This is a genomic window from Ignavibacteriota bacterium, from assembly GCA_016713565.1.
Classification (GTDB): domain Bacteria; phylum Bacteroidota; class Ignavibacteria; order Ignavibacteriales; family Melioribacteraceae.
In genome coordinates this window covers 259,231-284,683 of record JADJOX010000001.1, presented here as the reverse complement: position 1 = coordinate 284,683, position 25,453 = coordinate 259,231, and the positions used below count along the sequence as shown (strand labels likewise).

Annotated in this window: 25 protein-coding genes; 9 read left to right on the top strand and 16 right to left on the bottom strand. The window is 31.1% G+C overall.

From position 1 onward, the window contains the following. The first annotated feature begins 77 nt into the window (after window positions 1-77). Window positions 78-884: a mechanosensitive ion channel gene (locus IPK06_01265; protein ID MBK7978645.1), complete on the top strand. Its 807-nt coding sequence runs from the start codon at window positions 78-80 to the stop codon at window positions 882-884. 47 nt (window positions 885-931) lie between these two features. On the opposite strand, the gene IPK06_01260 is transcribed toward IPK06_01265, so the two are convergent. From IPK06_01260 to IPK06_01230, 7 genes are all read right to left on the bottom strand, one after another. After that, window positions 932-1,369 (bottom strand): DNA starvation/stationary phase protection protein, encoded by a 438-nt coding sequence (locus IPK06_01260; GenBank protein ID MBK7978644.1) that lies wholly within the window; start codon window positions 1,367-1,369, stop codon window positions 932-934. 90 nt (window positions 1,370-1,459) lie between these two features. Beyond that, window positions 1,460-2,104, bottom strand: coding sequence for a peroxiredoxin (locus tag IPK06_01255; protein ID MBK7978643.1), 645 nt, complete (start codon window positions 2,102-2,104; stop codon window positions 1,460-1,462). A 215-nt stretch (window positions 2,105-2,319) separates the two neighbouring features. Then, window positions 2,320-2,745, bottom strand: coding sequence for a transcriptional repressor (locus IPK06_01250; GenBank protein ID MBK7978642.1), 426 nt, complete (start codon window positions 2,743-2,745; stop codon window positions 2,320-2,322). A gap of 116 nt (window positions 2,746-2,861) precedes the next feature. Then, window positions 2,862-3,059 carry a hypothetical protein gene (locus IPK06_01245; protein MBK7978641.1) on the bottom strand — a complete coding sequence of 66 codons (198 nt, stop codon included), beginning with the start codon at window positions 3,057-3,059 and terminating at the stop codon, window positions 2,862-2,864. A 75-nt stretch (window positions 3,060-3,134) separates the two neighbouring features. Continuing rightward, the gene (locus IPK06_01240) at window positions 3,135-3,899 is read right to left on the bottom strand and encodes a hypothetical protein (protein MBK7978640.1); all 765 of its coding nucleotides are present in this window, start codon (window positions 3,897-3,899) and stop codon (window positions 3,135-3,137) included. A gap of 62 nt (window positions 3,900-3,961) precedes the next feature. Further along, window positions 3,962-4,180 (bottom strand): hypothetical protein, encoded by a 219-nt coding sequence (locus IPK06_01235; protein ID MBK7978639.1) that lies wholly within the window; start codon window positions 4,178-4,180, stop codon window positions 3,962-3,964. A 316-nt stretch (window positions 4,181-4,496) separates the two neighbouring features. Continuing rightward, window positions 4,497-4,976 carry a hypothetical protein gene (locus IPK06_01230; protein ID MBK7978638.1) on the bottom strand — a complete coding sequence of 160 codons (480 nt, stop codon included), beginning with the start codon at window positions 4,974-4,976 and terminating at the stop codon, window positions 4,497-4,499. Between the two features lie 202 nt (window positions 4,977-5,178). On the opposite strand from IPK06_01230, the gene IPK06_01225 reads away from it, so the two are divergent. Continuing rightward, entirely contained in the window at window positions 5,179-5,676 is a 498-nt protein-coding gene (locus IPK06_01225; protein ID MBK7978637.1) for a response regulator, read from the top strand. A gap of 5 nt (window positions 5,677-5,681) precedes the next feature. Here the strand turns inward: IPK06_01225 and IPK06_01220 are convergent, their stop codons facing one another. The 4 genes from IPK06_01220 to IPK06_01205 all read right to left on the bottom strand — a co-directional run bounded on the left by IPK06_01220 (window position 5,682) and on the right by IPK06_01205 (window position 10,054). After that, the gene (locus IPK06_01220) at window positions 5,682-6,557 is read right to left on the bottom strand and encodes a ParA family protein (protein MBK7978636.1); all 876 of its coding nucleotides are present in this window, start codon (window positions 6,555-6,557) and stop codon (window positions 5,682-5,684) included. 160 nt (window positions 6,558-6,717) lie between these two features. After that, window positions 6,718-7,470 carry a succinate dehydrogenase/fumarate reductase iron-sulfur subunit gene (locus tag IPK06_01215; GenBank protein ID MBK7978635.1) on the bottom strand — a complete coding sequence of 251 codons (753 nt, stop codon included), beginning with the start codon at window positions 7,468-7,470 and terminating at the stop codon, window positions 6,718-6,720. Next, window positions 7,470-9,380 (bottom strand): fumarate reductase/succinate dehydrogenase flavoprotein subunit, encoded by a 1,911-nt coding sequence (locus IPK06_01210; GenBank protein MBK7978634.1) that lies wholly within the window; start codon window positions 9,378-9,380, stop codon window positions 7,470-7,472. Before IPK06_01210 ends, IPK06_01215 begins: the two co-directional genes overlap by 1 nt. Continuing rightward, on the bottom strand, window positions 9,380-10,054 hold the full coding sequence (locus IPK06_01205; GenBank protein ID MBK7978633.1) for a succinate dehydrogenase cytochrome b subunit: 675 nt from the start codon (window positions 10,052-10,054) through the stop codon (window positions 9,380-9,382). The genes IPK06_01210 and IPK06_01205 overlap by 1 nt, the downstream gene beginning before the upstream one ends. A gap of 367 nt (window positions 10,055-10,421) precedes the next feature. Between IPK06_01205 and IPK06_01200 the strand changes: the two genes are divergently transcribed. Genes IPK06_01200 through IPK06_01185 form a run of 4 tightly spaced genes read left to right on the top strand, consistent with a single transcriptional unit; the run spans window position 10,422 to window position 14,048 of the window. Further along, window positions 10,422-10,940: a PAS domain-containing protein gene (locus tag IPK06_01200; GenBank protein ID MBK7978632.1), complete on the top strand. Its 519-nt coding sequence runs from the start codon at window positions 10,422-10,424 to the stop codon at window positions 10,938-10,940. Further along, window positions 10,897-12,597 carry a methyl-accepting chemotaxis protein gene (locus IPK06_01195; protein MBK7978631.1) on the top strand — a complete coding sequence of 567 codons (1,701 nt, stop codon included), beginning with the start codon at window positions 10,897-10,899 and terminating at the stop codon, window positions 12,595-12,597. Before IPK06_01200 ends, IPK06_01195 begins: the two co-directional genes overlap by 44 nt. 29 nt (window positions 12,598-12,626) lie before the next feature. Further along, the gene (locus tag IPK06_01190; protein ID MBK7978630.1) at window positions 12,627-13,100 is read left to right on the top strand and encodes a chemotaxis protein CheW; all 474 of its coding nucleotides are present in this window, start codon (window positions 12,627-12,629) and stop codon (window positions 13,098-13,100) included. Between the two features lie 18 nt (window positions 13,101-13,118). Then, window positions 13,119-14,048 (top strand): hypothetical protein, encoded by a 930-nt coding sequence (locus tag IPK06_01185; GenBank protein ID MBK7978629.1) that lies wholly within the window; start codon window positions 13,119-13,121, stop codon window positions 14,046-14,048. A gap of 95 nt (window positions 14,049-14,143) precedes the next feature. Here IPK06_01185 and IPK06_01180 read toward each other — a convergent pair whose 3' ends face one another. The 3 genes from IPK06_01180 to IPK06_01170 form a co-directional block, all read right to left on the bottom strand. Further along, complete coding sequence (locus tag IPK06_01180) at window positions 14,144-15,490, bottom strand: saccharopine dehydrogenase NADP-binding domain-containing protein (protein ID MBK7978628.1); 1,347 nt, start codon at window positions 15,488-15,490, stop codon at window positions 14,144-14,146. An 89-nt stretch (window positions 15,491-15,579) separates the two neighbouring features. After that, window positions 15,580-16,878 carry a hypothetical protein gene (locus tag IPK06_01175; protein MBK7978627.1) on the bottom strand — a complete coding sequence of 433 codons (1,299 nt, stop codon included), beginning with the start codon at window positions 16,876-16,878 and terminating at the stop codon, window positions 15,580-15,582. 118 nt (window positions 16,879-16,996) lie between these two features. Then, window positions 16,997-18,415, bottom strand: coding sequence for a transporter substrate-binding domain-containing protein (locus IPK06_01170; protein MBK7978626.1), 1,419 nt, complete (start codon window positions 18,413-18,415; stop codon window positions 16,997-16,999). Between the two features lie 98 nt (window positions 18,416-18,513). Between IPK06_01170 and IPK06_01165 the strand changes: the two genes are divergently transcribed. Further along, window positions 18,514-19,557 (top strand): chemotaxis protein CheB, encoded by a 1,044-nt coding sequence (locus tag IPK06_01165; GenBank protein ID MBK7978625.1) that lies wholly within the window; start codon window positions 18,514-18,516, stop codon window positions 19,555-19,557. Here IPK06_01165 and IPK06_01160 read toward each other — a convergent pair. Then, complete coding sequence (locus IPK06_01160; protein ID MBK7978624.1) at window positions 19,538-19,789, bottom strand: hypothetical protein; 252 nt, start codon at window positions 19,787-19,789, stop codon at window positions 19,538-19,540. The genes IPK06_01165 and IPK06_01160 overlap by 20 nt on opposite strands. A 153-nt stretch (window positions 19,790-19,942) precedes the next feature. On the opposite strand from IPK06_01160, the gene IPK06_01155 reads away from it, so the two are divergent. Both IPK06_01155 and scpA read left to right on the top strand, forming a co-directional pair. Continuing rightward, the gene (locus IPK06_01155; GenBank protein ID MBK7978623.1) at window positions 19,943-22,099 is read left to right on the top strand and encodes an acyl-CoA mutase large subunit family protein; all 2,157 of its coding nucleotides are present in this window, start codon (window positions 19,943-19,945) and stop codon (window positions 22,097-22,099) included. Continuing rightward, window positions 22,096-24,282 carry a methylmalonyl-CoA mutase gene (scpA, locus tag IPK06_01150; GenBank protein MBK7978622.1) on the top strand — a complete coding sequence of 729 codons (2,187 nt, stop codon included), beginning with the start codon at window positions 22,096-22,098 and terminating at the stop codon, window positions 24,280-24,282. The genes IPK06_01155 and scpA overlap by 4 nt, the downstream gene beginning before the upstream one ends. Window positions 24,283-24,364: 82 nt before the next feature. Here scpA and IPK06_01145 read toward each other — a convergent pair whose 3' ends face one another. Further along, window positions 24,365-25,384 carry a hypothetical protein gene (locus IPK06_01145; GenBank protein ID MBK7978621.1) on the bottom strand — a complete coding sequence of 340 codons (1,020 nt, stop codon included), beginning with the start codon at window positions 25,382-25,384 and terminating at the stop codon, window positions 24,365-24,367. Between the last annotated feature and the right edge of the window lie 69 nt (window positions 25,385-25,453).

Below are 25,453 nucleotides of genomic sequence, written 5' to 3'. Positions count from 1 at the left end.
TCTGTAATTTACAATTAAATAACTTAATTTTTAACTTAAACAATCTTTTCATTAATAAACATATAAGGAATTCCCCCATGGATAATTATTTATTAACATTGCAGAATTATATTACAATTTACGGACTAAAAATTTTAGGTTCCGTATTGATACTGATTATTGGTTTATGGTTAGCAAAGTTAATTGCCGCTAATATCAGTAAACATCTTATCAAAAAGAATACTGATCCTACATTAGTTAAGTTTTTAACATCTTTGGTGCGATTTACATTAATTACTTTTGTTGTAATCGCCGCTATAAGTCAAGCAGGAGTTGAGACAACTTCTTTTATTGCAGTTCTTGGTGCGGCAGGTTTGGCAGTAGGCTTAGCTTTGCAAGGTTCACTTTCCAATTTTGCTTCCGGAGTTATGTTAATTATATTCAGACCAATTAAAGTCGGAGATTACATTGAAGGCGGAGGAAATCAAGGTATTGTTGAAGAAATAGGCATTTTTGTTACAACATTATTATCACTCGATAACAAACAGATTTTTGTTCCTAATGCAAAACTGACGGCTGATAACATTGTAAATTATTCCGGCAAAGAAATTAGAAGAGTCGATTTAGTATTTGGTGTTGGATATAAAGAAGATATTGACAATATACGTAAAATTATAATCGAAGCATTATATAAAAATTCCAAAATTATTGGTGAACCTAAACCGGATATTCTTGTTAGTAAATTAGCGGACAGTAGCGTTAACTTTGAAGTTCGCCCATGGTGTAAAACTTCCGATTATTGGGACGTTTATTACAGCGTAACTGAAGATGTTAAGAAAAAGTTTGTAGAGCATGCAATAAAAGTTCCTTATCCTCAACGAGAAGTACATTTAAATCAAAATTAAAGATTTAGCAGATGTTTGATGACTTTCAAACATCTGCTGCAATATTATTAACCCTTACTTGAATTCAGCATCCAAATTGCCTTTTCTAACCAAGCAGTTTTTTCGTCCGCCATCATTTGAGTGCCTATATCATTTTTACCAGATGCTAATTGTGAAGTTTTTATAAATTCCTTCAGCAAATAATTAAAGTCATCTAGCAAACTATTAAGTACTTCACTTGCTGAAAATTCAGTTTTGCCTTCTTCAGAAATTTTTGCGGTTTCCAAATAGCTTTTTACTGTAACTAATGGTTTGCCGCCAATCTGCAAAATTCTTTCGGCAATATCATCATAAACCGTGGCAAAATATTCATAATATTCTTCAGTTTGTTTATGAATTCCAAAAAAAAGCTGTCCTTTTATATTCCAATGATAATTGTGAAGTTTTACGTACAAAACTTGTACATCCGACAAATTTTGATTGAGTTGTTTTGTAAGTTCTACCATTTTATTTACCTCTCATAATTGATATTATATAATAATTATTATTATTTATTATTAAAAAAATTACCGTATGTTAAATACGGCATTAAATATTTATAAAGATTTTTTGCTGAAATACCAATCGGTATAATCGTAACCTTCATCTTTTCGTTTTGCCTGTCCTTCTTGTGTCAATGGAGGCGGAACAATTACTTTTTCTCCCGGTTTCCAATTTTCCGGAGTTGCAACTCCGTATTTTTGACTTGTTTGTAAAGCTTCGACTATTCGTAAAATTTCATCTATACTTCTACCGTTTGTCAATGGATAATAAATCATTGATCTTAAAATTCCTTCAGCATCAATAATAAATACGGCACGTACGGCAGATGTATCGGAAGCTCCCGGATGTATCATACCATAAGACTTTGCAACTTTCATGCTTAAATCATCAATTATTGGAAATGGTATTTCTATATCAAAATTATCTTTAATGTTTTTTACCCAAGCCAAATGGGAATAAATACTATCAATACTTAGACCTATAACTTGAGTGTTTAGTTTTTTGAACTCTTCATTTTTTTTAGCGAATGCTATAAATTCTGTTGTACAAACCGGAGTAAAATCAGCTGGATGTGAAAAAAGTACAACCCATTTCCCTTTTAGATCTGATAGTTTTATAATCCCGTGAGTTGTTTTTGCATTAAAATCCGGTGCCGGTTCATTAAGTCGTGGTAAACTAAATATTTGTGTTTCTTCCATTTGTAACTCCCTATTTTGCATGTGAATAAATTTATTTTATAAATAAGATGCGAGTATTTTCAAAAAGATTCAATAATTATTAGATAATAATTATTATTATTTATTATTAAAAAAATTGCCGTAAATAATACGGCTGCAACTTTTAGAAATAATTTATAAATAAGTTCCTTTTTTTACTATAATTATCCAAATGAAATTTAATAGATAATTATTAGCTAATTCTTACAATCATCGCAAATAACATTAAACTGAATATTATAATTTATAAAACTATGTCCGGATAAAATTTCAGGCACTTTTAATTCATTTAATTCCGGATCATGAACATCTAATATTTTTTTACACCTAACGCAAACTATATGATGATGATTTTCAATTTCGGCTTCATATCGTACAGTTTCATGTAATGGCGTGACTACCGAAATTATTCCCTTTTCTTCAAAAGTTTCCAAAGTTTTATAAACAGTAGCAAGTGAAATTGTTGGGAATTCACCTAAAATATTTTTATGCACAGTTTCCGGCTTTGGATGAGTTTTATCTTTTACAAGAGCTTTATAAATTGCTAATCTCTGTGGAGTAACGCTTAAACCATTAGTTCGGCATTTCTCTATAAATAAATCTATTTTCTTTTGAAATTCCATCTTAACATTTATTATTTGATAATTATTATTAGGTAATATATGAAATCTGGAATTGAACTGCAAGAAAAAAAAAGGGTAAAAATAATTTACCCTTTTTAAGCTAAATAATAGAGTTGTTAGTGAGTAGCTACAATTTTGTAGCTTTTCTTACATTTTTCCGCATTACAAAACTCCAGATAAAAATTTGATGAACTTTTATCTTCCTTTTTTTCTACGACTTGAGCGGAAAATCCTTGAGCAGTATGACGATCAATTAACAACTTGAAATATTTAGAGGCAATTTTGTTGGCTTCATCAAGAGTGATGTTGGTCATAGTTCTCCTGAGTTATTAATTTTCTGAACAACTGCATTGTGATAATCGAATTGTTTCATAAGAAATTAAATTAATTTATGAAATTGGTAATTCTATTTTAACTTCCACACCTTCATTCAATTTGCTGCTAACAGAAATTTTTCCGTTATTTATCTTAACTAATAAATCCGATAAAATTAAGCCTAATCCCGTTCCTTTTGTATCGCTGCATGAATTTAATGTAATGTCTTCATTTATTTTGAATAATTTTGCAATTTGATCTTCCGACATTCCCTTTCCAAAATCCTTTATTGTAACAATAACATTCTGATTAAAAAAATCAATTTGCGATTTAATAATAATTTCATTTTCACTGCCTGAGTGAAGAACTGCATTTTCCAAAACATAATAAATAATTTTTATTATTGATTCGGAATCACCTTTTACAAATATCTGATTACCAAGATCGCAAGCAATATTCTGAGTATTGAATTTTTTGAAGATAAGATTTATAGAATAGTTAATTAGTTCATTCAACTCTAATCTTTCAATATTGATTTTAACCTTACCGTTTTTATAATAGATCCATTCAAAAAATCTTTCTAAATATTTATTGGTAAACTGAGCTGATTTAATTATTTCGCTTAAATAAAACTTGCGTTCCACATCATCTAATAGTTCATAATCTTCATAAAGCAAATCCGTAAACCCAATTAAAGTAGTAAACGGATTTTTAATATTATGCGAAATTATTGAAAAGAAGGCATTATTCTCTTTAGATGCAGGAATTCCCACCGTATGTTTGTTTTGCAGATTTTCTAAATCAGATATTTTTGTTAATCGCTCAAGATAATCACTCATTGCATTCTTCTTTTAAGATGAATAATAGTTTTCTTATTAGACATTTTATTCAACTGGACTGTTTAATCTTGAAAAAAAATATTTTCAATATATGTTTTTAGTTTAATTTGCTGTTCCTCATTTGTGTAACGTTTTTCTATAACCTTATTACACCTCATTAATATTTTTTTGAAATTGCCGTTTCTTCTGCTTTCCTCAGGTGTTTCTTTGATGTTTAATTCTCTCTCTACTTCTTGAAGCAATATGTATGCTGATAAAGAAGTTTCGTATGATAGCTCCATTATTAATACTCCCCTTTGTTAATTAAAAAACTTGCCGATTTTCCTTTTTTTGATAATTATCATTTTAGCGGGATTTACAACAATAACTATACCAAGCAGAAGTAGAATGGTGTTATGCCAAAATATTACAAATAATGTTTAGGCAATTGTATAAAAGTTTGATTATGAATAAAAAATAAATAAAATTGAATTAAACTAATGATGTAAAAATTACATCTTGTCCAATTTAATAAAAAATTTTTGAGATTTTTATTTAAGAGTGACTCATATTGAAATAATTTTTGGGCAGGAAATCACTTGTAATTAATTCACTTATTCAACTTTCAGAAATTGCAATATCTAAAATTGAAACCGGTGCGTAATGCTTTTCTATAGTATTAAGTTTTGAAATTAAAATTTCTTTAATTTCTTCATTCTCGGTTGATTGATCAATCAATTTTTTTCTTAAACTTGGAGGGATTCTAATAAGCAATGATAAATTAAGAATTACAAAATCGATAAGTATTTCATGTTCTTCGGTAAATTTAGAATTTTTTTTAAGCAGTTTATTTTTAAATTCATCTTTTATTGATATTATAGTTGCTTGAGCTTCTGAATCTTCTGCAATTCCATCACTTAAAAGATTCTTTACATTATGCTCATTAAAAATTTCTACATACTTTTCAATTGATTCCAAAAATTTTTTATTTTCTTTTAATACTTTTTCAATTCTGATAGAATTTTTTATTTCTGAATAAATCAAATAAATTATCAAAACTACAATTACAGAACTAAGAGTAATACTTAGAATTTCCATAATTCCTCAATATCAAAATTTTTGTGCATTAATATAGCACAACATTTTTAAATAAAGTAGTTACAGGTGTGTGCCAAAACACAAATTGAAATAACCGGATTCTATTATTTTCACACAAAGATTAAAGCAAATAAAACCTCAAAATTGAATTTGCCTTACTCTTTAAATTAAATGAAATTACTATTTTTTTGCGGAGAATAAAATGTTTAATGTATTATTAGTTGAAGATAACAGCGGCACACAAATTTTACTTAAGAATATTCTTAAAAGAAAATTTTACTGCAATGTTTATACCGCGAAAGATGGATTAGAAGCATTGAAGCTTGTGCCAATAAGCAAACCTGATTTTATACTTTTAGATTATATGATGCCGAATATGGATGGATATGATTTTCTAAAAGAATTACGTCAAAGAAAAATGCACAGAAATATTCCCGTAATTGTAATTTCTGCCGTTAACGAAAAAATATCATTAAATAAAATTTTGGCTCTCGGAGTTAAAGATTATATCTTAAAGCCATTCAATATTGAAACTACATTAGAGAAAATTGCAAAAGTAATGAACGAAAGAAATAAAGATCTTACTTTAAGTTTAAAAAATCTGGAATCTAGAGTAACATTACTTGAAAGACAAAATAAAACGCTTAAAAAATTAAATTCAGAAACTTCTTTAATTGACAGAAGAATATTTTTAAACTAGAAAAATTATTTTGCGAAATAAATTATTTCTTGATTTTCATTTTCAATTTTTTGGACGGGCTCTTCGTCCAAAAAATCCAAATTATCAAAACCGGTAACTCCCATTAAATGTAGAGTTTCGTGCTTTTCTATCAATTCTTCGGCTAATTTCAAATACGCTTTAGAGGCTTTCGATTCGGAATTAAACAAAATTATAGGTTTATTATAAAATGTAGATTCGGCAACTTCGGTATTTTTTGGTACTGAGGTTTTAAAAACCAAATTCGGATATTTCTCAAATAATTCTTTTTTTGTATTAAACGCCGCTTTTGTATTTAATTCGTACATAGTTAAAAGCAGTCCATCAACTTGCAATTTTGGGTTTTCATATTTTTTAATTTCTGTTACAAAGTTCATCATTTTATCAACGGCTTCTAATGAAAATTTTGAAGATTTCACCGGAATGATTAAATAATCGGTTGCAATAAGACTATTAATAGTTGATCCGTAGAGAAATGGCGGGCAGTCAATAATTACGTAATCATATTTATGTTTAATTTGATTGACAGCTTCTTTGATTATACTTTTATCACTCGTTAAACCATTAAAAACAACTTCTTCATCATAATTAATTTTTGCGAAAGGAATAATTTCCAAGTACCTCAATTCGGTTTTATGAATTATAGAATGAATGGATTTGGTTTTTTTGTACAAATCCATAACATTCCCAAATATTTTATCTTCATCATAGCCGAATGCGGAACTTGCAAAACCGCTTGGATCTGCATCAAGAAGTAATGTTTTTTTATTTTTGAGTGATAATGCAACTGCAATATTGACTGCCGTAGTAGTTTTTCCTACTCCCCCTTTTGGAGCAGCCACAGAAAGTACAATATTGTTCATATTTTTTATTCTTTTCTTAAATTAAATAATTAGATTAAAATATTTATGCAACATAGAATCTTATAAAGATAATAATATTCTTTAAGTGCTATGAATCACAACTTTCTAATTCTCTTTTAATTTTTGACCTAATTATAAAAAACCTCCAATTTAGATTAACTTAAACAAAAATTGATTTAATAAAATCTCTGTTCATTCTTGCAATATTTGATACAGAAATTCCTTTGGGGCATTCAGCTTCGCAAGCATAGGTATTTGTACAGCTTCCAAACCCAGCTTCGTCCATTGCTGCAACCATTGCATCAACTCTTTCCATTCTTTCTGATTGACCTTGCGGCAGAAGCGCGAATTGCGAAACTTTTGCGCCGACAAACAACATTGCCGAAGAATTTTTACATGCTGCAACACATGCGCCGCAGCCAATACATTCAGCCGCGTCTAATGCTAAGGAAGCAATTTCTTTTGAAATTGGAATTGCATTTGCGTCTGGCGCGCTTCCGGTATTAAAGGAAACATAACCACCTGCTTGTTGAATTTTATCAAATCCGCTTCGATCAACAATTAAATCTCTAATTATTTTAAACGCGGATGCTCTGAACGGCTCAATAAAAATTGTATCGCCGTTTTTAAAGTTACGCATATGCAATTGACATGTTGCTGTTTTTGGTAATGGTCCGTGAGGATGTCCGTTTATAACTAATCCACAAGTTCCGCAAATCCCCTCGCGGCAATCACTTTCGAAGGCAATAGGAATTTTTCCTTCCTTTTCCAATCTGTTATTTAATTCATCAAGTAATTCTAAAATAGATGCGTGAGGTGAAACGGAAACTTTAAATTCTTCAAAATTCCCTTTTGTAGTTTCAGATTGCTGTCTCCAAATTTTCAATGTTAAATTAATGCTTGAATGTGCCATTATTTGTAACTCCTTGTTGCTAATTTAACATACTCGAAATTTAATTCTTCTTTATGCAGATTCCATTTACCCGCTTTTTCATATTCCCAAGCTGCGACATAAGCATATTCGTCATCGTTACGTATCGCTTCTCCGTCTTCAGTCTGATATTCTTCCCTAAAATGAGCGCCGCAAGATTCATTTCTATTTAATGAATCAACCGCCATTAGTTCGCCTAACTCAAGAAAATCGGCAACCCTTCCGGCTCGTTCTAATGTTTGATTTAATTCCTCGCCTTTTCCAACAACTTTTACGTCTTTCCAAAATTCTTCTCTTAAATCACTTATTGATTTTATAACTTTTTCTAATTTTTCTTTTTCACGCGACATTCCCACATCCGCAATTAATAATTCACCCAATTTTCTATGTATTTCATCAACTGTTTGATTGCCGTTTATTGAAAGCAATTTATTTACTTCATCTTTTACTTTCTTTTCAACATCTTTGAATTCATTTTTATCAGTCGATACTTTTTCGGGTTTTTCGCTTGCGAAATAATTGCTTAAAGTATATGGAATAACAAAATACCCGTCCGCTAAACCTTGCATCAATGCGCTTGCACCAAGTCGGTTTGCGCCATGATCTGAAAAATTAGCTTCGCCAAGAATGAACAATCCATCTATTGTACTCATCAAATTGTAATCAACCCAAAGTCCACCCATTGTATAATGTGGTGCCGGGTAAATCTGCATAGGGACTTTATAAGGATTTTCACCGGTAATATTTTCATACATTTCAAAAAGATTGCCGTATTTTTCTTTAACTTTTTCAGCACCAATTCTTTTAATTGCATCTGCAAAATCTAAATAAACCGAACGACCTCCGTTTACTCCTCTTCCTTCATCGCAAACATATTTCGCACTTCTTGAGGATACGTCTCTAGGAGCCAAATTTCCAAATGAAGGATACCTTCTTTCCAAATAATAATCTCTTTCGCTTTCCGGAATATTTTCAGGACTTCGATTTTCTCCTACATTTTTAGGTACCCAAACTCTTCCATCGTTCCTTAAACTTTCACTCATTAAAACCAATTTTGATTGTCCTTCCCCATGCAAAGGTAATGCTGTTGGATGAATTTGAGTATAGCATGGATTTGCAAAAAGCGCTCCTTTTTTATGAGCTCGCCATATTGCAGTTGCGTTACAATTCATAGCGCTTGTTGATAGAAAGAATACATTTGAATATCCGCCGGTAGCCAAAATTACCGCTTGGGCCGAATAACTTTCAATTTCGCCTGTAACTAAATTTCTTACAACAATTCCTTTTGCTTTTCCATCAACAATTACAATATCAAGCATTTCCCTTCGATGGAACATTTGAACATTTCCATCATGAATTTGACGATTTAAAGAACTGTAAGCACCAAGCAATAACTGCTGTCCCGTTTCACCTCTTGCATAAAATGTTCTTGAAACCTGAGCGCCGCCGAATGATCTGTTGGCCAAAGTTCCGCCATACTCTCTTGCAAAAGGAACGCCTTGAGCGACACACTGATCAATAATATTATTACTGACTTCCGCAAGTCTATGAACATTAGCTTCTCTAGATCTGAAATCTCCGCCTTTTACGGTATCGTAAAACAATCTATAAATGGAATCTCCGTCATTTTGATAATTTTTAGCGGCATTAATTCCGCCTTGAGCAGCAATTGAGTGAGCTCTTCTGGATGAGTCATGATAAGTAAACGCTTTTACTTTATAACCTAATTCACCTAAAGTTGCGGCAGCAGAAGCGCCGGCCAATCCCGTTCCAACAATAATTACTTCATACTTTCTTTTATTCGCCGGATTGACAAGTTTCATATTGAATTTATGATTTGTCCATTTTTCGGAAATATTTCCTTCCGGAATTTTCGAATTTAATTTTACCATTATTTACCTCCCAGCGAAGCTATGTAAAAAATTACCGGAATTGACGCAAAACCAATTGTAATTACAATTGCAATTAATGTCCCAAATTTTTCAATTACCCATGTAAATTTCTTATTTCTTAGTCCAAATGTTTGAAAAGCACTTTGAAACGCATGATTGAGATGAATTCCCAAAAAGAACATCACAACAATATAGAAAATTGAAATAATTGGATTTGCAAATGCATCTTGAACGATTGTGTAAAACGGAAATTCAACCTCTAATTTATGAGCGTCGAAATTGAATGTTTTCCAGAAAGTTGCCAAATGAATTATTAGAAATACCAAAATAATTATTCCGGAAACAGTCATATATCTTGAATAAAAAGTGCTGTTTTGTGAAGACGCATCAACAGCATATTTAAGCGGTTTGGCCTTTTTATTTTCAAAATATAATTTTAATGCGTTATAAATATGCAATGCAAATATTAAAAGTAAAACAACTTCTACAACTCTAATTATTGGTTTAATTGATTCAAGCTGTTCAACATTTTTATTAAACACTTCTGGTCCAGCGAAAAGTAATAAATTATTAACAAGGTGAATTACTAGGAAAAACAATAACGATAACCCAGTAATTGCCATAATAATTTTTTTTCCAATGGAAGAATTTAAGCGATCTAAAAGCCAGCTCATTAATTACCTCCTAAAAACGGATTTATAAATTGAATAATTTTGGGTGAAAATGAATTTTTTCTGATAGGATTCAATACAGACCTAATAATATATTTTATAGTATAAAAATATATTATTGACCCAACATATTCAAATAATGAATTAATTTAATATTATAACATAAAGACATTTTGTCTGTATTTGAGATAACCTGAATAATTTAATGATTCTACTTACAAACTAACTGAAATCAAAGCCTAATCTTAAAATTTGTAAAATAATGCTCCTAAAAAATCTAAACTATGCAACATATTTTGCGATAATTTTTGGTAGAAATACATTCACATATTAAAAGTTATAAGACAAACGATTGTCTAACGGAGTATTAATGAGACCACAAATTCAACCAACCAATGTTGAAATGCTACTAAGGGATGACGATTTTATTGTGTCAAAAACCGATACCAAAGGAGTGATAAATTACTGTAACCGTATTTTTATGGAGTTTGCAAAATACGAGGAACAAGAATTACTTGGTCAACAACATAATATCGTTCGCCATCCGGATATGCCTAGATGCATTTTTAAATTATTATGGAGTACAGTTCAAGATAAAAAAGAAATTAATGCCTATGTAAAAAACATGTCTAAGGACGGATCATTTTACTGGGTTGATGCAAATGTTACGCCGGTAATGGATGATAAGGGAGTTATACAAGGATATTATTCGGTAAGACGGAAACCGGATCCAAAAAAATTAGAGAAAGTAAAAAAAATGTATAACCTTTTACTATCAGAAGAAAAAAAATATGGTTCAAAGGATGGTTTAATAGCTTCCGAAAAATTACTTAACAAAATTTTAAATGATGAAGGCAAAACCTATGAAGAATTTATTTTCAGTCTATAAGTTTAATTCAATTAAAAAAATGATCTACAATCGCGCCTTTATTATTGGCGGACTAATGATATTATCAACAATTATATTATTAGTTAGATTTAATGAATTAAATAATAGATCCGATGAATTATGCAACTATTACGAAAAAGTAGTAAAAGGAGAACAGCAATTTTCTGCTGTAAAAATTGAAGAACTGAAAACTACATCTCCCGTAATATCAATTGTATTTTGGAGTTCCCTAGTTTTACTTTCCGTTGTTTTGCTTTACATTGCCAACCAACTAATCAATTACATAATAAATACAATAAAAATAATTGAACAGCAAATTAGATATTTGCGTAATGGAAATTTGTCAGAAAGGATTACAAACATTAAACAAAAAGACGAATTCGGTAAAATCTGCTGGGATTTAAATGACGCAACAGATCAATTTGAAGCTTTGGTAAAAGAATTAATTACATCAATTAGCTACATATCACAAAAAAAATATTTTAGACCCGTTTTAACAAAAGGATTAAAAGGTTCCTTTTCCATTAGACTAAATGAAGCAGATACTTTACTAAGAAAATACTCCCAGACACTTATTAAAGAGAAAAAAGATATTGAAAGTAAAGCTGCAGAACTTCTTAATGCAATGGATAAATTTTCTAAAGGAGATTTAACCGAAAAACTACAGATTGATGATGAAAATGATCTTATGGGAAGATTATATTCCGGATTTAACAATTCGGTTATAAACATTCATCAAATGATAGAACATTTAAATGAAGCTGTAAATTCTACAATTAACGCCAGCACACAAATTGCAGCGGCAATTGAAGAAATGGCAGCAGCATCCGAAGAACAAAGCAGACAGACAAACGATATTACTTCCGCAGTTGATGAAATGCTTAAAACTGTTTCAGAAACTACCAAGAATACATCTACGGCTGCCGAATCCGCTAGAAATGCCGGAATGCTAGCTCAAGAAGGTAGTGATGTTGTTCAGAAAGCAGTTCATGCAATGGGACAAATCGCAAATATTGTTACTCAAGCTTCAACAAAAGTAGTTGGTTTGGGAAAAGACAGCGATAAAATTGGTGAAATTATAAAAGTTATTGATGAAATTGCCGACCAAACAAATTTACTTGCCTTAAACGCTGCTATTGAAGCCGCAAGAGCCGGTGAACATGGTCGAGGTTTTGCAGTTGTTGCCGATGAAGTAAGAAAATTGGCAGAACGAACTACTAAATCAACTGAAGAAATTGCATCCATGATTCAACAAATTCAAACTGCAACAATAACAGTCGTTAAATCAATTAACGAAGGAAATAAAGAAGTTGAATCGGGTATAAGATTGGGCGAAAGCGCCGGAAAGGCAATTTTAGATATAGTTAATACAACAAATAACGTTGTTGATGAAATAAACCAAGTCGCTACGGCAAGTGAAGAACAATCATTAACTTCTGGACAAATAGCAAAAAATATCGAAACAGTTAATAATGTAATTTCAGAAACTCTACTTGGTATTCAACAAACTGCAAGAGCTGCCGATGATCTTAACACGATGACGGCAAATTTGCAAGATTTAATAAGCAAGTTTAAAATTAAAAAGAATAATTCTTTTAGGGGGAATTATTCTGCAAAAGTAAATCATGATTCACATCAATTTGCAGAAATTAATTAAAGAATTTGTAATTATAAGAGGTTTTAAAAATGGAAAATTCAACCAATACAACAATAATTACCGATGAATTACTTCAGTTAGTAAGTTTTAAAATTGGCGACGCTGAGTTTGGTGTAGATATTTTACGTGTGCAGGAAATTAATAAAATGATGGAATTAACCGTTGTTCCAAATACGCCTCCATTTATTGAAGGAGTTGTAAATTTAAGAGGAAGAATTATTCCTGTATTGAATTTACGTTCAAGGTTAGGTTTGAATGTTAAAGAATATAATTCTGAAACACGCATTATCGTTGTTGAAATTGAAGATAAAACTATTGGATTTATTGTTGATGAAGTTAAAGAAGTTTTAAGAATACCCAAAGGCATAACAGAAGCTCCTCCTGAAATAGTAACTGGTGTTGATTCCGATTATATAACTGCAATTGGAAAACTTGAAGATAGATTAATAATTCTTCTTGACTTGACAAAAGTGCTGTCAAATTCAGAAATGAATTCTTTATAGTGAAGGAGCAAATAATTTATGTTCCTTAACTCAAATGAAAATATTAAAACTATCACAATTTTAATCAAAGAAAAAAATCTTCCGGTTATTAAATCAATTTTAGATTTTCTAAAAGAAATGAACAAAGATTTTTCTGTTATGAAATATAAAACGGGAAAAATTGGCGAAGATGTTTTGGTTTCATTTAGAGTTCACAATAAGTATTATGCGCAAGTTTTAGAAAAACTAGCTTACAATGATATACCAGTAATAATAAAAGATCAATCCGTTATTGATTTTATTGATGAAAAGAAAGAGCATAAAAGGCAAAAACTAAGAGCGCGCGGTTGGAAAGAAATTGGTGTTCATGTTAAACAAATAACTTTCCAGGAACTTGAGCAGTTGATTAACGAAGGAAGAATAAGCGAAGTTGCAAAAGAAGCAAAGGGCGGAGTCGGTACTAATCCGGAAATTGTTCAAAAGGCAAAGAATTCGTTGACTAAAACCGTCGACGTTGCAATTGAAAATTTAATCCGTTATGCAGAAGAAAATCCGACTAAGAAACAAAATTCCATTAATGAACTTTTGGATATCGCGACAGATTCCGATTTGAAATTATTCCAGAAAAGAAATGAAATGGTGAAAGCGGGCGAAGCGGCAATTGCAATCGCAATCAATAACGAAGAACTCTACAATAATTTAATTTCAATCGCAAACAACAATAAGCTTGAAAATATTCTTAATGTAAAATCAACAATTTATTTATCCGGTTTGATTTTAAGCATTGACGAAAATAATCAAGGACTTGAATCGGATAAGCAAATAGAATTGCCTGACGTAGTTAAATTATTAAATACACGATGGTTAAAAATCGCTTATGAAACAGTTTTCAAAAAATTAACCGAAGAAGAAAAAAACAATTTCAATCAATTGATTGAATTCATTGAACAGAAAAGAAATGTTGCGTAATTAGTTATGTTAAATTACTACATTCATCAAAATACAAAAGAACATTCCCTTCAATACGTTTATTTATATTTCTGATATTTTTGAAAAATTTCAGTTTAACTTAATTCAATTATAGATTCAGTAAAACTTAGATCTAAATTTTGCAATTCATCTAATATTTTCGGATAAATTTCATGATGAGTTGGTATTAAACATCCGCGTAAATTCAATTCACCTTTTAACAAAAGTTTTACCGCTATTGCTGCGGGAGCTCCAACTGTTTTGGCAATTGCAGTTATTTTACTTTGTGGATTTCCATAATCTACTAGAGTTGAAATTATCTTTTCATTTTTTCCGGTTGGATAAGAAGCTTCAATTTCATGATGCAGAATTACCATATCTCTTGAATTTTCAGGCAGAGGTAATTTTTTCTTAATTAAATCAGTCATCAATTCAACAGAATTTTTAAAATTCTTCCCTATTTTTTCATCACTAAATAACCCGAGAAATTCCAAATTTTTCATAATGGTTCCTGTCGGGTTTATTCCTAAATAATTTGCAATTCTTAATTCAAGTTTTGTTCCGGAAATATTCTGCGGTAAATACATTTCACTAAAATCTCTATAAGTCAATTCGGCTACATCTGGAAGCAGTAAAGTTCCTTGTGTAACTCCTAATTTAATCAGCTGAGTCCATGTTTCGCTCCAGCCGGAATTCCGCAATGTTCCTCTTATAACTGTTTCAGCATTTTCCAATTTAAATATTTTCTGATACAACAATGAGTCTCTGTTAGGATAAGCCTCAAATCTTCCAAGATCTTTAATATCAACATTCCAAGTTCTGTTAAAAACTTGCTGATAAGGTAAAATTTTCATTTGACCGTTTTCTAAATATTGTGCGCCTGCGTCGCCTGCAGTTACAACATTTGCGGGATTCCATGTAATACAATAATTAAGAGGATTCGATCTTACCTCTGGCGCCGGTAACGCGCTGCCGTATGAAATGAAACTTTTTACATTTCCGCCCTTATTTCTAATTCCGGTAATAATTTTCATTGCTGACATATTATCAATGCCCGGATCTAAACCCATTTCATTTAGTATTAAAATATTTTTCTCAATTGCTTCATTGTTTAGTTGAGCAACTTTAGGATTTTCATACGAAGCTGTTACGACGTGCTTTTTATGCTTAACACATTCTGTAGCAATTAATAATTGAAACATTGGAGCTAAAAAATTTACGACAACGTCACAATTTTGAATTTGGTTTTCTCTCTGCGCATCGTCATTAACGTCAAACTCCAAAGCTTTTCCATTGGGATGATTGTTAACTGAGTTTTCGGCAAGCTTTACATCACGATCGCAGACGGTAACAAACCAATCATTTAATTTTGCTTGTTCTAAAAGATAGCTGATTAAGAACGGCGCGCTTTGTCCGGCGCCTAAAATTAAAATTTTCTTCATAATAAACCTTACCGGGAAATAGTATTAACAATAATTAATTCATGTTAGTAAACCTATTGAATATAGAATTTATAACAAATTCAATTTTGCTATAAATACTTATTTAAGTAGGTATAATTCGGAGTTAATTTACCTTTGTGTGCAATAATTGCATTTTTTATTTCACTTGGAATTTCCATTTCTTCAAAATTTTTCGAGTAATCAGCTTTCGCTAAAATTTTTATAAAAGGTAATAGTGAATTTCCAAAAAACTGCGATGATTCTCTCGGCAACTCTGCTGGAAGTTTATCAACTGCTAAAACAACGGGACCTTCACCTTCAATTCCATTTTTAACTTCATCGGTCAACGGCTCATAAACAAATGACGGATTATTTGAGTCGGTATTTTTAACGGTAATTTCAATCGATCCTTCAATATCGCAGCTAATATCGCCAATAACTTTAAGTTTTCTTTTTTTATCTGAACTATAGAATTCCTTCAAATATTTTTTTGTAACGTGTTTTGGAAATTTATTTTCCCAATAAATTCCATTAATCAACAAGGATAAATTTGGAATGTATTTTGAAAAAATACTTTCATACTCGTTTGGATTTTTAACGAAATGATCAAAATTAAATTCATTATTGGAAATATGCTTATACATATCCGCTTCCTTAAATACAACTTTATAAACCACTTTATTGGAAAAATGTCCGTGTGAAATAAATTCTTCCAATTCATTAGGAGCTAAAGTTTCTGTCGGTAACAAATCATAAACATTTTGAGCACCTTTAGAAACATTGCCGTATCCGGCAAAACCTGTAATCATTGGCGTAATTTCTTTAGGTAATCCATTTTCAGAAATTTCTTTTCCAACCGATTTTATTGCTTGCTCAGCACTTTCCAAATTTTCATAATTTAAAGCCTGTTGTATTTTTGATAGCGGATTTTTGATGCCTTCATGCTCTAATCTATTTCCTAAAAGCCAAAGAGAGTTTATCATTCCCGCGTAACCCGCATAGTTGCCAAAAAATATTAGGCGCTGACCTTTTTCATTTTTAATTAATTCATAATCAACCAAAGTTATTTTATTTTCAAGAATAGATTTAAGTAAAGGCATATTATATGATTGACCTTTAATCGTATGAGAAAAGAAAATATACATTTTATTGGGAAGCAGATCTTTTATCGGTACTTCCTTTACTCCAAAAATAATATCACAATTTGAAAGGTCGGAATTTATTTCCGCACCGGCATTTATATAATCCTCGGAAGAAAATATTCTTTGTTCTGCAGGTTCAACAACAATTTTAAAATTTTCCGAATTTAATATTTTTATTTGTTCGGGTGTTAATGGAGCTCTTCTTTCGGAAGGATACTGCGTTTCTTTTCTAATACCAATTTTCATTTAATGACCTCAATAGAAACAAGAATTTTGAAGTGTAAAAATAGAGAAAAGTAAGTTGATTAAAAAATTGACGTGATTTTAATCATTATTAAAAATCTTTGATCTAAATGTTTTTTTGTCAGTTAATGAATTGTTTATAGCGTTCATATCTTTGAATTATATCTTTAACAAACTGTAATGTTTCTTTGCATCGGCAATATCCGTTTCTAACAACATTATCGTTATAGTATTTTTCATTAGATTTTTTCATTAAATATGTTTCAACATTATCGCTCCATTTGGCTGAATCCGCTCCATACTTAATTGCCAATTTACGCGCATCGTCAACATGGCCGTAACCCAAATTATAAGATGCGAGCACAAATTTAATTCGTTCATTGCTATTTTTTACTTTTCTTTTCCAATAATCATCAAGCCATTTTAAATATTTAACTCCAACTTGAATATTTTTTTCGGGATTCAATAAATCATCAACCCCATACGCAGCACCGGTTTCAGGTAAAATCTGCATTAAACCTACTGCACCTGCCCAAGATGTATCTTCGTTTACAAATTTTGATTCTTGAAACACAATAGAAGATACAAGCCGCCAATCCCAATTAATTGTTTTTGCGTATTTTTTAATAATATTATCATACTGAGAAATTTTTCCGCCGTCTTTAAGTAAAAAACTACTTTGTCTTCTACTTTTATAATAATTTTTATGTTCATAGTATCTTTCGTAAATAACTTTGAATTCCAAAGTTTTCCTAAAGTCGACAAGCCATTTGTTAAGTTCAGAAAGAAGTTCAGCAGAATTTTTATTCACTGCCCATGCTATTCTCTGCTGGTATGAAATTTTTGTATCAATATCCAAATTGGTAAAATATTCTCTGTTGAGCGCCGCAATGTTTTCATCTGCAATCGTATAATCAATTTCTCCGCTCGCAACTTGAGAAATTAAATCTTCAATGGAAAGAGTATCGTTTGCTACAATTATATTTATATTTATTCCATTTTCATCAGCTAAATTTTTCAATCTATTATAATATGAGCTGCCCTTTCTTACATACACTGTTTTGTTATCCAACTCAAAAGGTGATTTGACTAAAGAATCAATTATTTTATCCAGACTCATGCGCCGCCAATTTGTGGGCTTTCTTTGAACAAGAACCTGATCGATTAAATCAAGATATTCAGTAAATTCACAATTTTCCCTTCTATCGTTTGTAACTGTTAAATTGTAAGCAATTAAGTCTGCTGTATTACTTTCAATATCTTCAAACATATCATTGATGTTTCTTTCTAGTTTGAATTCAATTTCGAGACCAAGACTATTTGCAAATTTTTTTAAAATTTCATATTCAAAACCCATGATTTTGCCTTTGTAAATAAAATAGCTGTAGTTATTATAGCCGGTAACTGCAACTATTTTCCCTCTAGATTTCAATTCATCTAGGGTATTTATTTTTACGGGTTTTTCATTTTCACAAGAGTTAATAATTAGCGCAATTGTAGCTATTGAAATAAAAGCCAATACAATTTTTAGAATCTTCATAAATTTTATACTTAAAAATTTTTTTAGATTTTATTTAATTAAAACAAATATTTTGAATCACTTTTTAATTTCAAAAGAAATGATTTTGATCGATAATAATGCAAAAACTTAACTTGAATATTGCAATTTTTGATATCTCAGCATCTATAAGAGCCAAAATAAAAAACTCGCTCAGCACACATAAAAATATTATAAATGTTTATATGTTCGGCAGTATTGAAAGTTTGGAAAAACTGCCCTTTTTCTCAAAGGTTGATATAATTATAATAACCGCAGAATCCATAAAAAGTAATATACCATTTTTTACGAAATTTACCAGTGACTTAAAATTTCATTCTCACATCATTTTACTTTATGAATATGAAAACCAAACAACCTTAGATTTAATAAAATTAATTAAAAAACTTTCAGCAGTTTATGTTCCCGCGCTTAGCAAAAATGGAGATGTTCTTTTAAGAGAATTGAAATTAAAACTTTTTCCAGTTATTGATAAAATTTTTAATTCACTTAAACAGAAAAGTTCGGAAAATAAAGAAATAGTATTAAAGAAGCCATTGCATATTCATTCGGATTACTGCGCCGTGTTTATTGGCGTTTCAATGGGAGGACCAAAAGCTTTGAGAACTCTTTTACCTGATCTGCTTAAAAATTTAGATCTCCCGATAATTATTGTCCAGCATATGATGCAGAAATTTTCACAAATTTTTGTAGAAACTCTAAGTTCATTAACAGATAAGAGAATTTTATTAGCCGAACATAATATGGTAATTGAGAACAACACGGCTTATATTGCTCCCGGCGGTATTCATATTGAAGTCGGATTAAATAAAAATCATGAACTAATAATTTTGTATAATGATTCGGAGCCCGAACAAAGCTGTAAACCGTCTATAAATTATCTTTTCAGATCGGCGGCAATAATTTGCAAAGAAAAAGCAATAGGAATTATATTAACCGGAATGGGAAGAGATGGTACAGACGGAATAATGAAATTATCCGAATATAATGCGCTGACAATCGCACAAGATGAACAAAGCTGCGATGTATTTAGTATGCCGCAAAGCGCAATAAAATCGGGCTGTATTTCACAAATTTTGCCTTTGAATAAAATAGCGCAGTATGTTACTGATTTGATTGGTTAGCAATATCTTTCATTATTTTATTTTTGATCTTCATATTTTCTTCAAAATCCGTAATCCATTCAATCCCAATATCTCTTAACAACTCATCAATTTCAAATGCTAAGTTTACCATTTGTTTGTTGTGAAAATCAGAAAATAAATCTTTTCTAATAAGACTTGACCAATTTGTTAATTCATCTCTTACTTTCAACAATTTATTTATTAAATAGTATGTAGTTTCTAATTCGTTCAAATTTGCTCCAATTTTTCATTTTATTCACAAATAACTTTCGATTTATTTGCTGAATTATTAAGTGACTAATTTCACATGGCGTTTTTACATTCTTTAATGCAGCGGAATTTTTTATTTTACGATAATAAAATTTTTCTTTTATGGAGATTCATTATGTCAGATGAAATTAAACTAAATCCATATTTGGATTTAGAGAAAGAATTCACAATTCCAACATTTAAAGAATGGAAGGAAAATGTTGAGTTAGAGCTTAAAGGTGCATTGTATGAAAAAAAAATGATTACAAAAACCTATGAAGGTATTGAACTTAAACCAATTTATACGAAAGAAAATTTGGCTGATTTAACAGAAGCCGATACTTTGCCGGGTTTTGACAGTTTTACAAGGGGAAAAAATGTATGCGGTTATTTTAACAACACTTGGAAAGTTGATCAAGAAATAAATATTGCTGATGCAGCCGAATACAATATTGCATTAAATGAAGCCTTGGCAAACGGACAAAATTGTATAAACATCAGTTTGGATTCTGCGACGAAATTAGGAATTGATGCCGATTATGCCGATATAAATTTAGTTGGTGATTCCGGTTTATCAATTTCTGCAATAAACAGTGTTGCGAGAGTTTTAAAAAATATTAACGTTACTAAATTACCATTTTCAATTCACACCGGTACAACTGCTCTTCCATTTTTATCATTGTTAAATTCATATTTCAAAGCAAATAATATTGATACAAAACTAATTGCGGGTGCAATTTCAGCAGATCCTATATATGAATTAGCTTTGACAGGTAAAATTAATTACTCGGAAAAATTTATTTTCGATTCAATTAAAACGGCGATCAAATGGAGTGAAATAAATTCACCTAAATTAAAAGTAATCGGAATTAATACTCTTCCATATGCAAACAGCGGCGCAAATTCTGTTCAAGAAATTGCAATTTGCTTATCAACACTTGTTTACTATACAAATAATTTGATTGATTTGGGATTGAATGCTGAAACTATTTTCAATAAAATTCATTTTACTTTTGGCACAAGCACAAATTATTTTATGGAGATCAGTAAATTTAGAGCAATTAGAATTTTACTGATAAACATCTTTAAATCTTACAATGTAGATCCGAGCAAAATTGATTTTGTTATTGATACCAAAAACACAAATTATTATCACACCGGAATAGATCCATATGTAAATTTATTAAGATCAACAACTCAAACATTCAGCGCAATTATTGGCGGCGTAAACGGAATAACGACTTTACCATTTGATGAAGTTTTAAGAACTCCGGATAATTTTTCAAGAAGAATAGCAAGAAATACTCAAACTATTTTGCGTGAAGAATCCCATTTAGACCAAGTTATTGATCCTGCCGGCGGTTCATATTACATTGAATGTTTGACGGACGAAATAACAAAAAATTCTTGGGAATATTTTAAAACAATTGAAAATAATGGCGGAATATTAGTTTCATTAAAAAACGATTTTATTCAAAGTGAAATTGATAACGTCGTACAAGAAAGAACAAAAGATATTAATAAACGAAAAAATATTGTTATCGGTACTAATATGTATGCGGATATAAAAGAAAAAGAATTAGAGAAAAAAGCATTCGATAAAAATGCTTTTCATAAAAAAAGATCTGAATATTTAAAAAAATTCAGATTAAACGGCTCACATGAAAAACATCAATTAATAATCAATAAACTAAATTCAATTTCAAATATGAATGGAGTTGAATTAGTAGATTTATTGACAGAATCTTTTTTGGATGGCGCAACAATTGGAGAAATTACTAATGCGCTTACCGCAAGTCATAAAAGTGAAATAACAATTAAAAGGCTTTCACAAAAAAGAGCATCGGAAAATTTTGAAGAACTGAGGAAAAAGAGTCATGATTACAAATTAAAAAACGGATTTCTGCCGAATATTTTTCTGGCAAATATGGGAACAATAAAAGACTATAAAGCCCGAGCAGATTTCGCAAAAGGCTTTTTTGAAATTGGAGGTTTTGAAGTTTTTGACCCGCCTGGTTATTCTGATATTGAAAATTTAACTAAAGATGTAATTGATTCAGGTACTTTAATTGTTGTTATTTGCTCAACTGACGATAAATATCCGGAATTGGTTCCGCAAATATCAAAATCGATAAAATCAAAGAATCAAAAAATTCAAATAATTCTTGCGGGATATCCAAAAGATCAAATTGAACAGCATAAAAAATCCGGAATAGATGATTTTATGTTTTTAGGCTGCGACGCGTTCAAAATTCTTAATTCCCTTCATAATAAAATTGGAGGGATTGAATAATGAAAAAACCTAATTTTAAAAATGTTGATCTAAGTTTATCTGCAAATAAAAAATCATATGATGATTGGAAAATTGAATTTGAAAAATCAATCGGAAAATCTATTGATGAAACTATTTTTCATACTATGGAGCAAATTCCGGTTTCGCCGATTTATTCAAAAAATGATCTGAAAGATTTTAAACATTTGAATTTCTTATCAGGAATTCCTCCATTTTTACGCGGACCTTATAGTACAATGTATGTTGTACGACCTTGGACAATCCGTCAGTATGCCGGATTTTCTACTGCGGAAGAAAGCAACGCATTTTACAGAAGAAACTTAGCTCAAGGTCAAAAAGGTCTCTCAGTTGCTTTTGATTTGGCTACGCATAGAGGATATGATTCGGATCACCAGAGGGTTGTCGGTGATGTTGGTAAAGCCGGCGTTGCCATTGATTCTGTTGAAGATATGAAAATCCTTTTCGATAAAATTCCGTTAGATAAAATGTCGGTTTCTATGACAATGAACGGAGCTGTTCTTCCGGTTATGGCATTTTTTATTGTTGCGGCAGAAGAGCAAGGAGTAAAGCCCGAACTACTTACCGGAACAATTCAAAATGATATTCTAAAAGAATATATGGTAAGGAATACTTACATTTATCCTCCCGAACAATCAATTAAAATTATTGCGGATATTTTTGAATATACTTCACGTAATATGCCGAAGTTCAATTCGATTAGTATTTCCGGTTATCATATGCAGGAAGCCGGGGCAACGGCCGATTTGGAAATGGCTTATACTTTAGCAGATGGTTTGGAGTATGTGAAAACAGGAATTAAGGCAGGATTAAGCGTAGATACATTTGCTCCAAGGCTTTCATTCTTTTGGGCATTGGGAATGAATTACTTTATGGAAATTGCAAAAATGCGTGCAGCAAGAGTTCTGTGGGCAACAATAATTAAGCAATTCAATCCGAAAAATCCTAAGTCAATGTCATTAAGAACTCACTCACAAACTTCCGGTTGGAGCTTAACAGAGCAGGATCCTTTTAATAATGTTATTAGAACTTGTATTGAAGCAATGGCTGCGGCATTAGGTCATACTCAATCTTTGCATACTAATTCTTTAGATGAAGCAATTGCACTTCCTACTGATTTTTCCGCAAGAATTGCCAGAAATACACAGCTTTATTTGCAGCATGAAACCGGAATTACAAATGTGATAGATCCGTGGGGAGGTTCTTATCTTGTTGAATACTTAACCGATTCACTTATTAAAAAAGGCTGGGAACATATTTTAGAAATTGAATCACTCGGCGGTATGACTAAAGCTATAGAAGCAGGAATTCCAAAGATGAGGATTGAAGAAGCCGCAGCGCGTAGACAAGCAAGAATTGATTCGGGACAAGAAACAATTGTCGGCGTAAATAAATTCAAATTAGATAAAGAAGATCCAATTGAAATTCTTGAAGTGGATAATACCGCGGTTCGCATTTCTCAAATAAAAAGATTAAACCAAATTAAAAAATCCAGAGATGAAAAGGCTGTTAAAAATTCATTGGAAGCCATTACAAAATGTGCTGAGACAAAAGTAGGAAATTTATTAGATTTGGCGGTGGACGCTGCAAGAAATAGAGCTACATTAGGCGAAATTTCAGACGCAATTGAAAAAGTAAGCGGAAGGTATAAAGCTGTGACGAGAACAATTTCCGGAGTTTACAGCAGTGAATATAAAAATGAAGAAAACAAAATGTTAAATAATGTAAGAAAATTGACCGATGAATTTTCAGAAACCGAAGGTAGAAGACCAAGAATTTTAATCGCTAAAATTGGTCAAGATGGCCATGATCGCGGAGCCAAAGTAGTTGCTACTGCTTATGCGGATATGGGTTTTGACGTTGATGTGGGTCCGCTGTTTCAAACTCCTGAAGAGACAGCAAAACAAGCTGTGGAAAATGATGTTCATGTAATTGGAATGAGCTCATTGGCTGCTGGACATAAGACATTATTACCGCAATTAATTGAAGAGCTGAAAAAATTAGATCGTGAGGATATAATTGTAATTATAGGAGGAGTAATTCCGGCTCAAGATTACGAATATCTTTACGAGCACGGAGCTTCCGCAATATTTGGACCTGGAACAAAAATTCCCGAAACAGGGATAAAGGTTATGGAAATAATTAAGGAAAGATTCAGCATTTAAAATTAAATTTAGATTCAACACAATTCTTAAAACCGCAGCAGAGTTGTTGCGTTTTTTTTTTACTAATAATGAATTTTAGTGATTACAAATTTGCATTAAAAAACGGTAAAATTTTAAATGGCGCTGGATTGTTTTCAACTATATTTATTAAACCAATTTGAATTCCATGAAGTATTTCCGCAAAATTAACTAAGCCAATTGTTATTCCGGTTTGAACATTTGTTATTCTATTGAAGCCTGCAATTGAAATTCCGTTTAATTCTTCAATATCCGACCAAATTGGTGAAATGTTTATTCCATTTAATTCCGCGGCTTTTGTTTTGTAGCCGGCAAAACTTAACCCTGTAATTTTCCATTCCGATTGCAGCAATCCTGCCGTTATATTTAAACCCATAATTCCGCTTGAATTAGTAACTGTCAAACCTCCAATATTTAAGCCGTTTATTTCATCATTGGAAACTAATGCCAAACCACCGAAATTAATTCCGCTAATCTTACCTTGTGTAACCAAAGCTAAACCGCCAAGATTTATTCCTGTAATATTTCCTTCGGAAACCAAAGCTAAACCGCCAATGCTTATTCCTTCAATTGCTCCGTTTGAAACCAAAGCCAAACTGCCGAAATTTACTCCTGAAATTTCTCCTTTTGAAACAAGCGCTAATCCTCCAAAGTTAAAACCTGTTAAGTTATTTTCAGCTACTTGAGCTAAACCACCAAAATTAATTCCGCTAATACTACCTTGTGAGACCAAAGCTAGACCGCCGAAATTAATTCCCGTCATATTTTGTTCAGCAACTGACGCTAAAATTCCCAAATTTATACCATTCATATTTCCTTCGGCAACAACGGCACCACCAATTGAAATACCGTTTATGTTTCCGGCAGATGGCGTCAAGCCTATCGATAATCCATTAACATTTGAATTTCCAACTTCTTTCGGATTCCAAAAAGTAATATTAATTCCATTAATATTTTTAATTTCGCAATCAGATACATTAAACCTAATGCCGTTCCAATTTTGAGAATTGCCGAAACTTATTCCGGAATTATTTGATCCGATATCCAGACTTGAATTTGAGCACTCAACGCTGTCTCTTTTCAACAAATTTATTAAGTTTTAGATTTTAATAAAGTTAAAACAATTACTAATTTACTGAGTAACTATAAAGAC

Coding starts and splice junctions, on each gene's coding strand:
- IPK06_01265 (MBK7978645.1), top strand. CDS start 78: ATGGATAATTATTTATTAACATTGCAGAATTATATTACAATTTACGGA.
- IPK06_01260 (MBK7978644.1), bottom strand. CDS start 1,369: ATGGTAGAACTTACAAAACAACTCAATCAAAATTTGTCGGATGTACAA.
- IPK06_01255 (MBK7978643.1), bottom strand. CDS start 2,104: ATGGAAGAAACACAAATATTTAGTTTACCACGACTTAATGAACCGGCA.
- IPK06_01250 (MBK7978642.1), bottom strand. CDS start 2,745: ATGGAATTTCAAAAGAAAATAGATTTATTTATAGAGAAATGCCGAACT.
- IPK06_01245 (MBK7978641.1), bottom strand. CDS start 3,059: ATGACCAACATCACTCTTGATGAAGCCAACAAAATTGCCTCTAAATAT.
- IPK06_01240 (MBK7978640.1), bottom strand. CDS start 3,899: ATGAGTGATTATCTTGAGCGATTAACAAAAATATCTGATTTAGAAAAT.
- IPK06_01235 (MBK7978639.1), bottom strand. CDS start 4,180: ATGGAGCTATCATACGAAACTTCTTTATCAGCATACATATTGCTTCAA.
- IPK06_01230 (MBK7978638.1), bottom strand. CDS start 4,976: ATGGAAATTCTAAGTATTACTCTTAGTTCTGTAATTGTAGTTTTGATA.
- IPK06_01225 (MBK7978637.1), top strand. CDS start 5,179: ATGTTTAATGTATTATTAGTTGAAGATAACAGCGGCACACAAATTTTA.
- IPK06_01220 (MBK7978636.1), bottom strand. CDS start 6,557: ATGAACAATATTGTACTTTCTGTGGCTGCTCCAAAAGGGGGAGTAGGA.
- IPK06_01215 (MBK7978635.1), bottom strand. CDS start 7,470: ATGGCACATTCAAGCATTAATTTAACATTGAAAATTTGGAGACAGCAA.
- IPK06_01210 (MBK7978634.1), bottom strand. CDS start 9,380: ATGGTAAAATTAAATTCGAAAATTCCGGAAGGAAATATTTCCGAAAAA.
- IPK06_01205 (MBK7978633.1), bottom strand. CDS start 10,054: ATGAGCTGGCTTTTAGATCGCTTAAATTCTTCCATTGGAAAAAAAATT.
- IPK06_01200 (MBK7978632.1), top strand. CDS start 10,422: ATGAGACCACAAATTCAACCAACCAATGTTGAAATGCTACTAAGGGAT.
- IPK06_01195 (MBK7978631.1), top strand. CDS start 10,897: ATGATGAAGGCAAAACCTATGAAGAATTTATTTTCAGTCTATAAGTTT.
- IPK06_01190 (MBK7978630.1), top strand. CDS start 12,627: ATGGAAAATTCAACCAATACAACAATAATTACCGATGAATTACTTCAG.
- IPK06_01185 (MBK7978629.1), top strand. CDS start 13,119: ATGTTCCTTAACTCAAATGAAAATATTAAAACTATCACAATTTTAATC.
- IPK06_01180 (MBK7978628.1), bottom strand. CDS start 15,490: ATGAAGAAAATTTTAATTTTAGGCGCCGGACAAAGCGCGCCGTTCTTA.
- IPK06_01175 (MBK7978627.1), bottom strand. CDS start 16,878: ATGAAAATTGGTATTAGAAAAGAAACGCAGTATCCTTCCGAAAGAAGA.
- IPK06_01170 (MBK7978626.1), bottom strand. CDS start 18,415: ATGAAGATTCTAAAAATTGTATTGGCTTTTATTTCAATAGCTACAATT.
- IPK06_01165 (MBK7978625.1), top strand. CDS start 18,514: ATGCAAAAACTTAACTTGAATATTGCAATTTTTGATATCTCAGCATCT.
- IPK06_01155 (MBK7978623.1), top strand. CDS start 19,943: ATGTCAGATGAAATTAAACTAAATCCATATTTGGATTTAGAGAAAGAA.